Consider the following 15,049-nt stretch of genomic DNA (forward strand, 5'->3'; position numbering starts at 1 on the left):
GCAAATCTATATTTATAAAAAATACTTATTTTATTCCGCTCTTGGTCCTTATGTATGTTATTTTGCTTTCATCAATCTCATTAATTGCTATTGTAACCGGCTTATCCGACTCACAGTCCGTCAGCTTGTTGGCACCTTCGGTAAGCTGTCTTGCCCTCTTGGCAGTAGCAACTACCAAAGTATATCTGCTATCGACCTTTGAAAGCAGAGAGTTTATTCCCGGTTCAATCATACTTGTGGTTTTATCTTTCTTTTCCTTCATAGAAGCAAAACCTCCCTTAATTTAACTATTAAATGAATTATCAATCCTTTTGAAATTTAACGAGTATTTCTCTGTTTCGTTTGAGCTTTAACTTTTCTGCCTTGATTATACTGCGCAGACCTTCTACTGCTTCTTTAAGATTGTCATTAACTATAATATAATCATAGTTTGAAACATAAGCAATTTCCTTTCTGGCTCTGTCAAGGCGCTTATTTACCACTTCAATATCTTCGGTACCTCTTTTTTCAATCCTTCTTCGCAATTCTTCAAATGAGGCGGCAGGATAAAAACCGAAACACATTCGGGATAAGCTTCCATTACCTTTGCCGCGCCTTCCACTTCAATCTCAAGCAAACAGTCATAGCCCTCTTTTACGGTGTCCTCGACATATTTTTTCGGGGTCCCGTAAAAGTTGTCACAATACTCCACCCATTCAAAAAGTTCATCATTTTCAATCATAAGCTTAAATTCATCTTTGGTTTTAAAAAAATAATTCTGTCCGTCCACCTCGCCTTTTCTGGCGTCCTCGTGGTAGCCGAAACCGAAAACCTTATACTGTCGTCACCGGAATCCTTCAGCAAATTCAAAAGTGTACCCTTTCCTGCTCCAGACGGACCGGATACGACAACCAGCAGCCCCTCACAGCACATTATAAGCCACTCCTATTCATCAATATCTTCTTCGTCTACTTCAACTTCCTCTACTTCCTTTGTATTCAACCTGTGTGCCACAGTTTCAGGCTGAACGGCAGACAAAATGATATGATCGCTGTCTGTAATAATCACCGCTCTAGTCCTTCTGCCATAGGTAGCATCTACAAGCATGCCCCTCTCCCTGGCTTCCTGTATTATCCTCTTTATCGGTGCGGACTCCGGGCTTACAATGGCGACAAGTCTGTTTGCCGATACAATATTACCAAAACCAATATTTATAAGTTTCATCAGATCTCTTCCTCCCACATTACTCAATATTTTGAATCTGCTCTCGAATCTTTTCCAATTCGCTCTTTATCTCTACAACATTCTGAGTTATGCTTAAGTCATTTGCTTTTGAACCTATAGTATTAATCTCCCTATTCATTTCCTGAAGCAGAAAATCCAATTTTCTCCCCACAGGTTGATCGGAGTCATTGTTGTTTAGGGTATGACGTAGCTGCTTTATGTGACTTCCAAGTCTAACCAGCTCCTCGTCAATGTTGCATCTGTCAGCAAAAATAGCAACTTCCATAGCCATACGGTTTTCATCTATTACCTGTTGTTCCAGTATTTCCTTTATCCTGTTTTCAAGTTTACATTTATATTCTTTTACAACTTCGGGTGCTCTTATGCTTATTTCCCGGACAACTTTTTCAATAACATCCGCCCTTTCAAGTAAATCAATTCTTAAGCCTTCGCCCTCAACCTGTCTCATATTTATCAGCGCATCAAGAGCTTGACTTAAAGCCTCATGAAGAAGGACCCAAATTTTATCCTCATCCTGCTCGGATTTTTCCACCTTTAGGATATCGGGAAACTTTGCTATGAGAGATACGGATATATCGTCTTTCAATCCGTATTTATCTCTCAAATACTCCACACTTTTAATATATGTTTTGGCAAGGCCTTCATCAATCAAAATATTCTTTGAATCTTCACTAAAATCGTCATAGCTAATGAAGACATCAACCTTCCCCCTTGAAATACTTTTTCCTATTACTTCTCTTACCTTATCTTCAAGAAAGGATATCTGCCTTGGTAATTTTATATAAATATCGCAATATCTGTGATTTACAGTCTTAATCTCAACAAGGAACTCTCTGCCGTCAGCCTGAGATTTTCCTCTTCCGAAACCAGTCATACTTCTTATCATAAATTTGCCAACCTCTTTATGGTTTATTAACATTTTTATTCACTTCGTATTATAACATAATTTTAAACAATTAAAAGGCTTTTCCTTTAATTTTTATAAGTTTTTTCGTATTATCTCCTATTTGCTTAATATATAAAAAATCTTTCCCTTATACTTTAGTTTACTAAAACAGGGTGCTTCTATACGCACCTCTGTATTCCCGTCAAATTTTTTGCTTTTTATCTTAATCAGTCCGTTAGAAAATCAGTCCTCCGTTACATTTCTGATAGCCTGCAATACTCTGCTTTTTTCAAAGGGTTTTACCACAAAGTCCTTTGCCCCCAGCTTTATTGCCTCAATCACCATTGACTGTTGGCCCATTGCCGAAACCATAATAATTTTGGTGTCCGGACTGCATTTTACTATCTCCTTTACTGCAGTTAAACCGTCCATATCGGGCATGGTTATGTCAAGAGTCATAATGTCAGGCTTAAAAGCCTGTGCTTTTTGAATTGCCTCAAATCCGTTTGCCCCTTCTGCCACCACCTTGTACGTGTCAACTTCTTCTATTATCTTCTTTAGAAGTGTTCGCATAAAAACTGCATCGTCAACAACAACAAACGAGAGATTCTTCATGCCCCCACATCCCCCAGTTCATACATTAATATTGCCAAAACAGCAATCCCGCAGTTTCGGTTCTCAATATCCTTGGTCCCAGTGTCACAGGCTGTATACCGCATGAAAGAGCCGCTTCAATTTCCGTTTCCGTAAAGCCCCCTTCCGGCCCAATAAATACAGACACTTTCCCTTTTGAAGACCTGTTTGTAAGAACTTCCCTCAAATTTATTCCCGTCTCTTTTTCATAGTATCAGGGAAAGTGAGCTCCCTTTTGCAGCGTCTAAAGCCTCCTTGAAGCTTACCGGAAATTCCACTTTCGGAATAATACCTCTATTGCACTGTTTGGCTGCTTCCATGGATATCCTGTTCCAGCGCTCACATTTTTTATCGCTGTTTTTCCTGTCCGTCTTCACCACAGTCCTTTCGGTAATAACGGGAACAATTTCACAAATACCCAACTCCACAGCCTTCTGAATAATATAATCCATTTTATCGGATTTCGGCAATCCTTGAAAAAGAGTAATCTGAACAGGAGGTTCGGTAGAATTTTTAATCGATTCGACAATCCTGGTTTTCACCGCAGCATCTTCAAAATTTACTATCTCAACAAGATAGTCCGTTCCTTCCCCGTCACATACAGTTATTCTGTCTCCGCTTTTAAGCCTGAGAACTTTTCTAATATGGTTATAATCTTCACCGGATATATCGATGAAATCACAGGATACATCACTTTTTCCTACAAAGAATCTAGGCATCTTAAAACAATCGCCACCCATTCTCCAAGCTCAATAATTTCCTCGCACTCAAAACCTTTCTTTAAATACTCATCCAATACTTCCTGTTTTCTTTCCTTGATAATCCCAGACGCAATAAATAAGCCGTCTTTTTTCAAATAGTACGGTACGCTTGAGGATATATCAATTATAACATTGGCTATAATATTGGCAACGACAATATCTCTTTTTTCTCTTTCAATATCGTCCAAAACACCTTTAAAGACACATACATTATCGACTTTATTTATCTCAAGGTTCTCTTTTGCAACCTTTACCGCCACCTCGTCAATATCTACGGCAGTAACCTCCGCTGCTCCCAGCTTGCCGGCTATTATGGACAAAATCCCTGTACCGCAGCCAACATCGATAACTCTGTGCCCGCACTTTATATACTTGTCAAGCAAAGCGGCACACATTTTGGTCGTTTCATGGGTGCCGGTGCCAAAAGCCATACCCGGATTCATTTCAATAATTATTTCACCGTCTTTAATATCGTAATTTTCCCAGGAAGGCTTAACAACCAATCTGTCTGTAAGGTGAAACGGTTTGTAGTATTTTTTCCACGAAGTGCTCCAATCTTCTTCATCCATTTCCTCATACCCACAGTACCCTTCACCTACATTTAAGAAACCACCGATAAAAGCAAGCTTTTCATTTATCAGTGATATAAGCTCCGATACATTAGTCTCACCCGGAAAGTATGCTTTAATAATAACATCCTCTCCCAGGGAATCTAAAAACTCCTCATCGACATAGTCGATGGAATTGGGCTTTTGAGCCTCTCTTTTTATGTCGTTGGGGTCATGAATAGCAACCCCTCCCGCTCCAATTGAAGTCAGCATATACGATATGGCATCATATGCTTCCTCTGTTGTTTTTATCTTGATTTCAATCCATTTCACCTATTTTTCCTCCAATACTACATGCCCAAAGCATCCTTCATTTTGTTAAAAAATCCTTTTCTCTGTTCGTGTACCTCGTCTCCCACCAGTTCGGCAAACTGCCTTAGAACCTCCTTTTGCTTTTCATTGAGCTTCCTGGGCACCTCAACATTTACCTTTACATGTTGATCTCCTCTGCCGCTGCCCCTTAAGAAAGGTATTCCCTTGCCTTTGAGCTTAAATACGGTCCCGGTCTGAGTTCCCTCGGGGATAACAACCTTATCTTTTCCGTCCAAGGTCGGAACTTCAATCTCTGCCCCTAACGCTGCCTGAGTAAAGGTTATAGGAATCTCGCAATTGACGTCATTACCCTGTCTTTTGAAAATAGGATGCGGCTTCACCCTGAGGGTTATGAAAAGGTCACCGGATGGTCCACCCTTAATTCCATGCTCACCTTCGCCTCTTACTGATATTGTCTGACCGTTGTCAATACCTGCGGGTATAGTAACCTGCAGTTTGGTATGTTTTCTTACCCTTCCTTTGCCCCCGCAAGTTTCACACGGATTTGCAATAATTTTGCCTTCACCATGGCAAACATCACAAGTTCTAACATTGACAATCTGTCCAAAAGGTGTCCTCTGCTTATACTGCACCTGTCCGGTACCGTTACACTGTTTACATGTAACAGGCTGATGACCCGGTTTTGTTCCGGAACCGCTGCATGTATGACATATTTCCATCCTGCTGACTGTGACTTCTTTTTCAGTACCGAAAGCCGCCTCTTCAAAAGTGATTTCCATGGAGTACTTAAGATCCGCACCCTTTTGAGGCCCTCTCCTTGTGCTGGAGGTTCTGGTCCCAAATCCACCTCCGAAAAATGTCTCAAAAATATCACCAAATCCGCCAAAATCAAAATCGCCAAATCCGCCGCTAAAGCCACCGCCAAAACCTCCAAAACCGTTGGGGTCTGTCCCGGCATGACCAAACTGGTCATAACGTGCTCTTTTCTGCGAATCGCTCAAAACCTCATAGGCTTCGTTAATTTCCTTAAACTTTGCTTCGGCAGCCTTATCACCGGGATTCATATCAGGGTGATACTGCTTTGCAAGCTTCCTATAAGCTTTTTTAATTTCTGCATCGGATGCGCCTTTGTCAACTCCAAGGACCTCATAATAATCCCTTTTGCCTGCCATCCAATCAACTCCTCCATATCATATATGAATCTATCTAAATCTCGAATATCTCCAAGTCTTCTTTCAGATTATACCACAGTGCAATATGTCACTGCAATAAAAGTAAAATTAAAGAAGAGCCAAAGCCATATTCACCATGACTTTGGCCTTATACTCTTTTGTAATTTGAACAGAGAACATAAATTATTTGTCGTCATCCACTACCTTGTACTCTGCATCATACACATTTTCCTGTCCTCCGGCAGTTCCTTCGGCACCTGGATTTGCACCGGCCGCTTGATTCTGCTGATAAATTTTTTCCGATACGCTGTAAAATGCCTGCTGCAAATCTTCTGTAGCCTTTTTGATTGCCTCGGTATCTGTTCCCTTCAGTGCTTCCTTAACCTTCTCTATTTCAGCTTCAATCTTTGATTTGTCCTCGCTGCCAAGCTTATCACCCAAATCTTTCAATGTCTTTTCCGCTTGGAAAACCATTGAGTCGGCATTATTTCTTATCTCAACACTTTCTTTTCTCTTTTTGTCTTCTTCTTCAAATTTCTTAGCATCATTAACAGCTTTCTCTATTTCAGCATCCGACAGGTTTGTAGAAGCAGTTATGGTTATATGTTGCTCTTTTCCTGTACCGAGGTCCTTTGCCGAAACATGCACGATACCGTTGGCATCTATATCAAAGGTTACCTCGATTTGAGGCACACCCTTCGGTGCCGGTGGTATACCGTCAAGGTTGAATTCTCCCAAAAGCTTGTTGTCGGCAGCCATAGCTCTTTCACCCTGGAATACCCTTACGGTAACAGCTGTCTGCCCATCTGCAGCTGTTGAGAAAATCTGGCTCTTCTTGGTCGGTATTGTAGTGTTCCTTTCAATAAGCTTTGTGAACACTCCGCCCAATGTTTCAATTCCAAGGGAAAGAGGAGTTACGTCAAGAAGCAGAAGGTCTTTTACTTCACCTGTGAGCACTCCTGCCTGAATAGCCGCTCCTATGGCAACACATTCGTCAGGGTTTATTCCCTTGAAAGGTTCTTTTCCAAAGAATTTCTTAACAGCTTCCTGTACAGCCGGTATTCTTGTGGAACCACCCACCAGAAGAATCTTGTCTATTTTATCCGGTGTAAGTCCAGCGTCCTGCATAGCCCTTCTTGTCGGCTCCATTGTTTTTTCCACAAGGTCGGCTGTCAACTCTTCAAACTTTGCTCTTGTCAATGTAACGTCAAGGTGTTTCGGACCTGTTGCATCAGCTGTGATAAAAGGAAGATTTATATTTGTTGTGGTAACGCCGGAAAGCTCGATTTTAGCTTTTTCTGCCGCTTCTTTGAGCCTCTGCATTGCCATTTTGTCGTTTCTTAAGTCAATACCGTTTTCTTTCTTGAATGTATCTACCAAATAATCTATTATTCTTTCGTCAAAATCGTCTCCACCCAATCTGTTGTTTCCGCTGGTTGCAAGTACTTCAAAAACTCCGTCTCCAATCTCCAGAATGGATACATCAAAAGTACCTCCGCCAAGGTCGAATACAAGTATATTCTGGTCAGTTTCCTTGTCAAGTCCATATGCCAAAGCTGCTGCCGTAGGTTCGTTGATTATTCTTAGAACCTCCAAACCTGCAATCTTACCGGCATCCTTTGTTGCCTGTCTTTGAGAGTCGCTGAAATATGCAGGCACAGTTATTACAGCCTGGGTAACCTTCTCTCCAAGATATGCCTCGGCATCTGCTTTTATTTTTTGAAGAATCATCGCCGAAATTTCCTGAGGAGTATAGCTCTTATCATCAATTTGTACTCTTCTATCTGTTCCCATATCCCTTTTGATGGAAATAATAGTCCTCTCAGGGTTTGTAATAGCCTGTCTCTTAGCTACCTGTCCCACAAGTCTTTCATTTGTTTTTGAAAAAGCCACCACCGATGGTGTGGTCCTAGAACCCTCGGAGCTTGGGATTACAACAGGCTCTCCACCTTCCATAACTGCAACGCATGAGTTTGTCGTTCCAAGATCTATACCAATAACCTTTGCCATAAAAAATACATCCTCCTTTAAATATTCAAATAAATCCTGTGATTTATTTTAAAAGCACCAGTAGAATCCCCTACTTAATGCACTATCAATTTGCCACCTTTACCATGCTGTACCTTATCACTTTGTCTTTAAATTTATATCCTTTCTGGAATTCCTCAACAACAACGTTTTCTTCGAACTCGGAATCCTCAACGTGCATAACCGCATTATGTAAGTTCGGGTCGAATTTTTCACCCAAAGCTTTTATCTCCTCAACGCCAAGTTTTGCATGATTTCTTTAAACTGGCGGTGAACCAATTCTACACCTTCCTTAAGGGATTTAAAATCAGCATCGCCCGCCGATGCCTGAAGCGCCCTTTCCATATTGTCGGCTACAGGGAGAAAAGATGCAACCACGTCACTTAAGGCGTCAGTGTAGATGGCTTCCTTTTCTTTAATAGCCCTCTTTTTGTAATTGTCAAACTCTGCCGCAGTCCTCTGCAGCATATTAAAGTACTCCTCGCACTGCTTTGTCTTTTCATTAAGTTGACTTTTAAGCTTTTCTATTTCTTCATTCACTGAAGCTTCACAAGAAGCCTCATCGCAAGCTTCCTGTGAAGCTCCATTTTTAGATTCATTTGCGGCTTCATCAATAGTTCCATGAGCAGCTTCTCCGTTATCTGCCGCATCTTCGCAAATTACTTCATTATTTTTGCTTTGTTCGTTATCCTTTTTAATCTCATTGTTAATTTCGTTTTTCATCAAGACCGTATAACCCTCCCTATAATCTCTTATTGATTTATTTTAATACACCCGATTGCTCCGCGCCGCATTTTATTATCCAAAGACAGTCTTAAAATCTCTAAGTTCCGGCAAGATCTTTTCCTATCAGTTTTTCTACATGTTCTTTCATCTTGTTTTTCATAAAGTTTACTGCTGCCAGAACCTTCGAATACTCCATCCTTGTCGGGCCAATAATCCCTATTGTGCCTATTACAACATTGCCCGCAGTATATGTGGTCGTAACAAGGCTGCATTCCTTCATTTCTTCAATATCATTTTCATGACCGATCTTAATTACAATTTCATCTTTTTCCGAATAGATATCTCTTAGTACTCTGTTGATTAAATCTTTTTCAACCATAAGCTTAAGAAACTCTCGTGCCCTCTCAACATCCCTGAATTCGGATAATTGAGCATATTTATCGCACCTTCAAGAAAGACCTCCGCACTGTCAATCTGTTCTATACAATCGGTTACGCCGTTCAGTATGGGCATTAATACTTCCTGGGAAGAGCCCATAAGAAGCTCTATTTCCCTTATAACAGGCATATTTATCTGCTCAATTGTAAGCCCCGACAGTTTTTCATTAAAAATATTTGAAACGGAAATCAAGTATTCCGGCAAAATCGACTCAGATATATTTATAAGACTATTCTTTATAGTCCCTGAGTTGGTAATAACAACTACAAGGGCTTTTCCCCTTTCCACGGGAACAACCTGTACAGCCTTCAGAACACTGTTTTTTCTCTCCGGTATAGCAGCCATCGAGGTGTAATTGGTGATTTTTGACATCACAGCCGATACCTGTCTCAAAAGCTGTCCCAGCTCATTTATTTTTGTATCCATAGCAGACTTAATACTGCAAATTTCATCTACAGTCAACTCACTCTGCTTCATAAGCTGATCCACATAAAACCTGTACCCCTTATCGGAAGGAATACGTCCCGCAGAAGTATGAGGTTGTGTGAGATAACCCATTTCTTCAAGGTCGGCCATTTCATTTCTGATAGTGGCCGAACTTAAGCCAAGCTCATGCTTCCTTGCAACAGTTCTTGAACCTACTGGCTCTGCAGTGCTTATATAATCATCAATTATCGATTGCAGAATTTTCTTTTTTCTTTCGTCCAAGAACATCCTCCTCACCCCTTTTGTTAGCACTCTAACTCGTTGAGTGCTAATGCTATTTTTAAAATACCACCCTATGTTTCTTTTGTCAAGATATTTTTGTGGATATTATTTGCTTTTACACAAAAGGATATTCTTATTGCAAAATCCAATCATAAAAACTCCATAAAAGCCTGATTTGCAAGATCAAACCCCAATTCGGTAAGCTTTATAAAACCTTTTTCTATCTTAATAAGTCCCCTTTTCAATAAGCTTTCTATCTGCCCTTTGAACACCTCCAAAACATCCTCTCCAAACCTCTCTTTAAATTCCCGGACATTCACTCCGTCAACAAGTCTTAATCCCAGCATCATAAATTCGGAAATTTCATCTTTCCTTTCGACGGTAATCTGATTTTCCACAGGAAGCCTATCAGAATTTAATATTTTCACATATTCCTCAATATTATAAGTATTGTTAAATCTCTGTCCGTTAAAATAAGAATGGGCCGAGGCTCCGATACCTATATACTCCCGCTCCTTCCAATAAGTCAAATTATGAGCACACTCAAATCCTTCTTTCGAAAAGTTTGATATCTCATAGTGCTTATACCCCATGGTCTTTAATTTTTCCACGGCATACCAGTACATTTTCCTGTCAAGTTCGTCTTCCACAGGAGTCAGCTCTCCCTCTAAAAACCTTGTGCCGAAAACCGTACCTTCTTCAATTATAAGACTGTAACAGGATATATGCCGCGGATTTAACTTCGCTACTTTATTTACAGTCTCCTCCCAATTCTCAAAACTCTGCCCCGGAATTGCAAAAATCAGATCCACATTTATGTTGTCAAATCCTGCCTTCACTGCAAGGTGATAGTTTTCCTCAAATTGCTCTACCGTGTGAATTCTCCCCAGATTTTTAAGAAGATGATTCTGCCATGCCTGAAGCCCGATGCTCAGTCGGTTTATTCCCGCATTTCTGTAAACCGAGAGCTTCTCCAGATCCATCGTTCCGGGATTGGCCTCTATGGTAAGTTCAAAACAACTGTCCATATCAAACCTTTGCTTTAGCAGCGAAACAATTTCATATATATTATGTGCGCCGACATATGAAGGTGTTCCTCCTCCAATAAATACCGTCTTTATCCTGTGCCCTTTAATAATGTCCGAATAAAGGCAAATCTCCTTTTTCAGAGCATTAAAATATGCAGGGACAAAATCATCCCTGCAGGCAAAGGAATTAAAATCACAGTATAGACACTTTGCTTTGCAAAACGGTATATGAATATATAATCCCAAATCTTTTTGACTTTGCATTGCAACACCATCTCTAACTTTAAGTATCAAGTTTTAAAACGCTCATAAATGCTTCTTGAGGAACCTCAACGCTTCCTATTTGACGCATACGCTTTTTACCTTCTTTTTGTTTTTCCAAAAGCTTTTTCTTACGAGTTATGTCTCCGCCATAACACTTTGCTAGAACGTCTTTCCTGTAAGCCTTAACTGTTTCTCTGGCAATTATTTTACCGCCTATACATGCCTGAATCGGTATCTCAAATTGCTGCCTTGGAATAGTCTCCTTAAGTTTTTCCGCAATTCTTCTTCCTCTTGCATATGCTTTATCTTTGTGAACTATAAAGGACAGAGCATCAACAATCTCTCCGTTTAACATAATATCCAGTTTAACAAGATCCGACTCCCTATATCCTAAAATCTCATAGTCCAATGAAGCATAACCCTTGTCCTTGATTTTAAAGCATCAAAGAAATCATAAATTATTTCGTTGAGGGGCATCTCATAAGTAAGCATAACCCTTTCTTCATCGATATAGGTCATATCCTTGTAAATACCCCTTCTTTCCTGGGACAGCTCCATTATATTTCCAACAAACTCCGTTGGAGACATTATGGTAGCCTTTACAATAGGCTCCTCCATAATTTCAATTTCGCTGTCGGCGGCAAATTGGTAGGGTTGTCTATGTATAACATCTCACCGTCTGTCTTTGTAACTTTGTATATAACGCTTGGAGCAGTAGTTACAAGGTCAAAATCATATTCTCTTTCAAGGCGCTCCTGAATTATTTCCATATGAAGCAATCCCAAAAATCCGCACCTAAAACCGAATCCCAAAGCCACCGAAGATTCGGGCTCAAAAGTAAGGGATGCGTCATTTAACTGAAGCTTTTCCAATGCGTCGCGCAAATCCCCGTATTTGGAACCGTCGGCAGGATAAATTCCGCAGAATACCATGGGGTTTACTTTTTTATAGCCCGGCAGAGGCTCATCTGCAGGATTGTCCGACAGTGTAACGGTATCACCCACTCTTGTATCCTTTACGTTTTTAATACTTGCCGCAAAATAACCTACCTCACCGGCAGAAAGCTCCGAGCAAGGAACAAGTCCTCCGGGCTTCATATAACCAACCTCGGTAACCATGAATTCCTTGTTGGTATACATCATTCTGACCTTGTCGCCCAATTTGAGGCTGCCTTCTTTAACCCTGATATATACAATAACACCCTTGTAACTGTCATAATACGAATCAAATATAAGTGCACGAAGGGAGTCATTTTCATCCCCTTCAGGATGCGGAACATTCTTTACAACGCTCTCCAGCACCTCTTCAATATTAATACCGTTTTTTGCCGATATCAAAGGTGCTTCGCTTGCATCCAGCCCAATTACGTCTTCAATCTCTTTTTTAACTACATCCGGCTGGGCGCTGGGTAAATCAATTTTATTAATAACCGGCAGAATCTCCAGATTGTGCTCCAAAGCAAGATAAACATTGGCCAAGGTCTGGCTTCTATTCCCTGGGCAGCATCAACCACCAGTATTGCTCCTTCGCATGCCGCAAGACTTCTGGAAACTTCATAGTTAAAGTCCACATGCCCGGGGGTATCTATCAGGTTTAAAATATACTCTTCCCCGTCCTTTGCCTTGTAAACCATTCTTACAGCCTGGGCTTTTATTGTTATACCCCGCTCACGCTCAATTTCCATGGTATCCAAAACCTGGTCTTCCATCTCCCTTTGGGTAAGAACACCGGTCATCTCCAGCAATCTGTCTGCAAGGGTCGACTTGCCATGATCTATATGAGCAATAATGCAAAAATTTCTAATCTTCTTTTGTCTTTCACTTGCCATTTATCCATCCTCCTGCAAAATTAGGAAGTCATTTGTCTTCCAAGCAGCATATAAATTATCAGCATATAATTATAACACACTTTTTTTGTGAACAGAAGAATTTTTTTGGCAGGAATAAAACTTTATTCGAAATCCGTGAATAATATTTTGCAATTTTAAAGCACCTGAGACAGCCAATCTTTTAACCTTTTAATATCTTCCTTTATATACTTTACATTAATATAAATGTCCTCATTGAGAAATTTTACATAATAATGGTTGTCCCCGTAAGGTGTTATGCAAATCATACCCAGACCGCTTTTCCTGTTCATAAGATTATTCATAGAGCTGTCGGCAACAATTATTCCCGAAAACAAAATTAAAAATGACAGAATAATGGCAAGTTTGTATCTTCTTCTTACACTTCTTATGTACCTAAACTTTTCCAATCTGTTCATTAAAAAGTCCTTTCCTATGCATTAATTGTAAAAACCCATTAATATTATTCCCAAAATCCCCTCATTTATTATTAATCACTTCATTGAGAACCTCAGCAAGATATTTTGCGCTTTCCAGACACTCATTTATGGTATTGCCGTCTCCTCCAATTTCAACAATCAAGGAACCGTTGGTAAGATGCTGATTGTAACGGTTTCGGCTCATATAAACCGGTCTTGTGATACCGGGGTACTTTTCATTAAGCTTTTGCTGAAGCTTAAGAGCCAATTTCAAATTTTCTCTCCAATTTGGATGCTCAAGTCCTGTTCCGTCGGTTCCCACCACAAACATTATTTTTGCCGTATCCTTGCCATTAATCTTACTTGCCACTCTTAGTTTGCTTTCACCCAATCCATCCCTGTGGATATCCAAAACTATTTTTATTGAAGGATAGCTTTTTAAAATATTGGTTGCAGTATTGAGGGACCTTCCGTAAGCACCCGTATCCGAAGGTTGATTGTGAACAGTGGCATTGTGAATCACTTCAATACCGTACTTTTTCCTTAATGTCTGGGCCAGCTCCTCTCCTACTCTTACCACATTGTATCTGTTATCTGTGGTTCTGCTGGGAATACCGCTTTTATCTAGCTCGCTAAGGTCCTTAATAAATCCTTCTGTAGTGTGAGTATGGTATATTAATACCTTTGGTCCCTTTTTGTCAAAGTTGATGTTCAAAGGCTCATTAAGAAGCTTTTCAATATCAATTTCACGTTCAATTTCATGGCTGTTAATTGCTATTTTCTCAGCCGTAATGGTGGTAGTATTCTCGGGAGTGGTATTTCTGTCCAATTCGTTTACGTTGTAAGTTATGCTGCTGGCAGGATATGTAGGCTCAGGTACAGCACTATCGGATTTTTTACTTTTGTCATTGTTTTCTTCGGAAGTTCCCAGATCTGCCATGTAGAAATAAGGTTCACAGTTCTGATTTTGGGCCAGCAGTTTTTGGTATTCACCGGTATAATAGCTGTAGAATATCGGTGATTGCGCTCCTAGAATGGTAACAGGATTGCTAAGATCAAAATAGAAAACAAGATTGACAATTTCTTTTATCTGTCCCGAAATTGAAATACTAATATTTCCGCTATTGTAAATGGTATCAATGATAGGCATTGAAACATTGAGAGCGGCCCTTAAGGTTTCAACATCAATCTTCTCTATAATCTTTTTATCGGACCTGTAGAGCATATCCCCTGCAATTGTTCCAATCTTTATTGCCCCAATTGAAAGCAACATTATAAGGGCAATCTTAAGCAACTTGCCAAAAACAAGCTTTCTTTTTCTCAAACCGTATCCTTTCATCTTATCCTCCGTTAATCCAAGGTTTTTAGTATAGACAATGCAAATTTTTTTGTATGTTTAAAGAACCCATATATCATATATTGATTATATTCATGAAAAGTTTTTTAATGATAACTATTGATTTTTATCCACAATAATTATATAATGGAAATATAGTCTAGTAATATGTAAACGAATTGATTCCAATCTTACTTTTTCATGTATTTTGCATAAAAATAGTGTTTGTTCTTTTGGCTTTTTGTCGTTTAATAAATATTGCAGTCGTATGCTTTAAATATCTTTAAGTTCGTTATAAAATTTAAATTATCTGTGTTAAGGAGCTTTAGTGTCGCAATCCTTTTTACTTTTTCTAATTATGCCCTAACTTCTTTTTAATACACAATCTACATACTAACAAGGAGGTATACTCATGTATAACTTTAAAACATTAATTTGCTACAACTGTAAGTCTGTTATGCTAAACCTTCCCGAAGTGGAAATCTCAAAGCTAAACGGATTGAATTTTATGTGTGAATGTTGCGGACATCAGAATCTTCTCACGAAGAACAAGTTTTCTAAAAGTATTAATACCAATGACCCCTATATTAATATTCTGAGCGTGGACTCTATGATTTTATAACTGGTTGCTTTATTGCGGACTTTACATAAAAAACTACTTTGGTCATGCCAAAGTAGTTTTTTATAAAATTATATATT

Annotated in this window: 11 protein-coding genes and 5 pseudogenes; 1 reads left to right on the plus strand and 15 read right to left on the minus strand. The window is 39.5% G+C overall.

Features of this window, described 5'->3' with window-relative positions:
• Positions 1 to 25: 25 nt before the first annotated feature.
• From rpoZ to spoIIP, 15 genes and pseudogenes are all read right to left on the minus strand, one after another.
• The gene (gene rpoZ, locus JCM21531_RS07980) at positions 26 to 262 is read right to left on the minus strand and encodes a DNA-directed RNA polymerase subunit omega (protein WP_094184763.1); all 237 of its coding nucleotides are present in this window, start codon (positions 260 to 262) and stop codon (positions 26 to 28) included.
• 40 nt (positions 263 to 302) lie between these two features.
• A pseudogene (gmk, locus tag JCM21531_RS07985) lies at positions 303 to 912 on the minus strand (guanylate kinase).
• Positions 913 to 924: 12 nt separating this feature from the next.
• On the minus strand, positions 925 to 1,203 hold the full coding sequence (gene remA / locus JCM21531_RS07990; RefSeq protein WP_038288908.1) for an extracellular matrix/biofilm regulator RemA: 279 nt from the start codon (positions 1,201 to 1,203) through the stop codon (positions 925 to 927).
• 19 nt (positions 1,204 to 1,222) lie between these two features.
• Positions 1,223 to 2,110, minus strand: a complete 888-nt coding sequence (locus JCM21531_RS07995) for a YicC/YloC family endoribonuclease (RefSeq protein ID WP_038288910.1) — start codon at positions 2,108 to 2,110, stop codon at positions 1,223 to 1,225.
• Between the two features lie 243 nt (positions 2,111 to 2,353).
• Positions 2,354 to 2,725, minus strand: coding sequence for a response regulator (locus JCM21531_RS08000; RefSeq protein ID WP_038288911.1), 372 nt, complete (start codon positions 2,723 to 2,725; stop codon positions 2,354 to 2,356).
• Positions 2,722 to 3,462, minus strand: a pseudogene (locus tag JCM21531_RS08005) (16S rRNA (uracil(1498)-N(3))-methyltransferase). The gene JCM21531_RS08000 and the pseudogene JCM21531_RS08005 overlap by 4 nt, the downstream one beginning before the upstream one ends.
• Positions 3,444 to 4,385: a 50S ribosomal protein L11 methyltransferase gene (gene prmA, locus JCM21531_RS08010; protein ID WP_038288913.1), complete on the minus strand. Its 942-nt coding sequence runs from the start codon at positions 4,383 to 4,385 to the stop codon at positions 3,444 to 3,446. Before prmA ends, JCM21531_RS08005 begins: the two are co-directional and overlap by 19 nt.
• A 17-nt stretch (positions 4,386 to 4,402) precedes the next feature.
• Positions 4,403 to 5,557 carry a molecular chaperone DnaJ gene (dnaJ, locus tag JCM21531_RS08015; RefSeq protein WP_038288914.1) on the minus strand — a complete coding sequence of 385 codons (1,155 nt, stop codon included), beginning with the start codon at positions 5,555 to 5,557 and terminating at the stop codon, positions 4,403 to 4,405.
• Positions 5,558 to 5,740: 183 nt separating this feature from the next.
• A complete protein-coding gene (gene dnaK / locus JCM21531_RS08020) occupies positions 5,741 to 7,567 on the minus strand; it encodes a molecular chaperone DnaK (RefSeq protein ID WP_038288916.1) in 1,827 nt (608 codons plus the stop codon).
• An 85-nt stretch (positions 7,568 to 7,652) separates the two neighbouring features.
• A pseudogene (gene grpE / locus JCM21531_RS08025) lies at positions 7,653 to 8,308 on the minus strand (nucleotide exchange factor GrpE).
• 100 nt (positions 8,309 to 8,408) lie between these two features.
• A pseudogene (gene hrcA / locus JCM21531_RS08030) lies at positions 8,409 to 9,463 on the minus strand (heat-inducible transcriptional repressor HrcA).
• A gap of 143 nt (positions 9,464 to 9,606) precedes the next feature.
• Positions 9,607 to 10,749, minus strand: coding sequence for a radical SAM family heme chaperone HemW (gene hemW / locus JCM21531_RS08035; RefSeq protein ID WP_038288945.1), 1,143 nt, complete (start codon positions 10,747 to 10,749; stop codon positions 9,607 to 9,609).
• A gap of 19 nt (positions 10,750 to 10,768) precedes the next feature.
• Positions 10,769 to 12,577, minus strand: a pseudogene (gene lepA, locus JCM21531_RS08040) (translation elongation factor 4).
• Positions 12,578 to 12,732: 155 nt separating this feature from the next.
• Positions 12,733 to 13,014 carry a hypothetical protein gene (locus JCM21531_RS08045; RefSeq protein WP_038288918.1) on the minus strand — a complete coding sequence of 94 codons (282 nt, stop codon included), beginning with the start codon at positions 13,012 to 13,014 and terminating at the stop codon, positions 12,733 to 12,735.
• A 61-nt stretch (positions 13,015 to 13,075) separates the two neighbouring features.
• The gene (gene spoIIP / locus JCM21531_RS08050) at positions 13,076 to 14,353 is read right to left on the minus strand and encodes a stage II sporulation protein P (protein ID WP_038288920.1); all 1,278 of its coding nucleotides are present in this window, start codon (positions 14,351 to 14,353) and stop codon (positions 13,076 to 13,078) included.
• Between the two features lie 409 nt (positions 14,354 to 14,762).
• On the opposite strand from spoIIP, the gene JCM21531_RS08055 reads away from it, so the two are divergent.
• Positions 14,763 to 14,972: a hypothetical protein gene (locus JCM21531_RS08055; RefSeq protein ID WP_038288923.1), complete on the plus strand. Its 210-nt coding sequence runs from the start codon at positions 14,763 to 14,765 to the stop codon at positions 14,970 to 14,972.
• Positions 14,973 to 15,049 lie beyond the last annotated feature (77 nt).

This window comes from Acetivibrio straminisolvens JCM 21531 (assembly GCF_000521465.1).
Lineage (GTDB): Bacteria > Bacillota > Clostridia > Acetivibrionales > Acetivibrionaceae > Hungateiclostridium > Hungateiclostridium straminisolvens.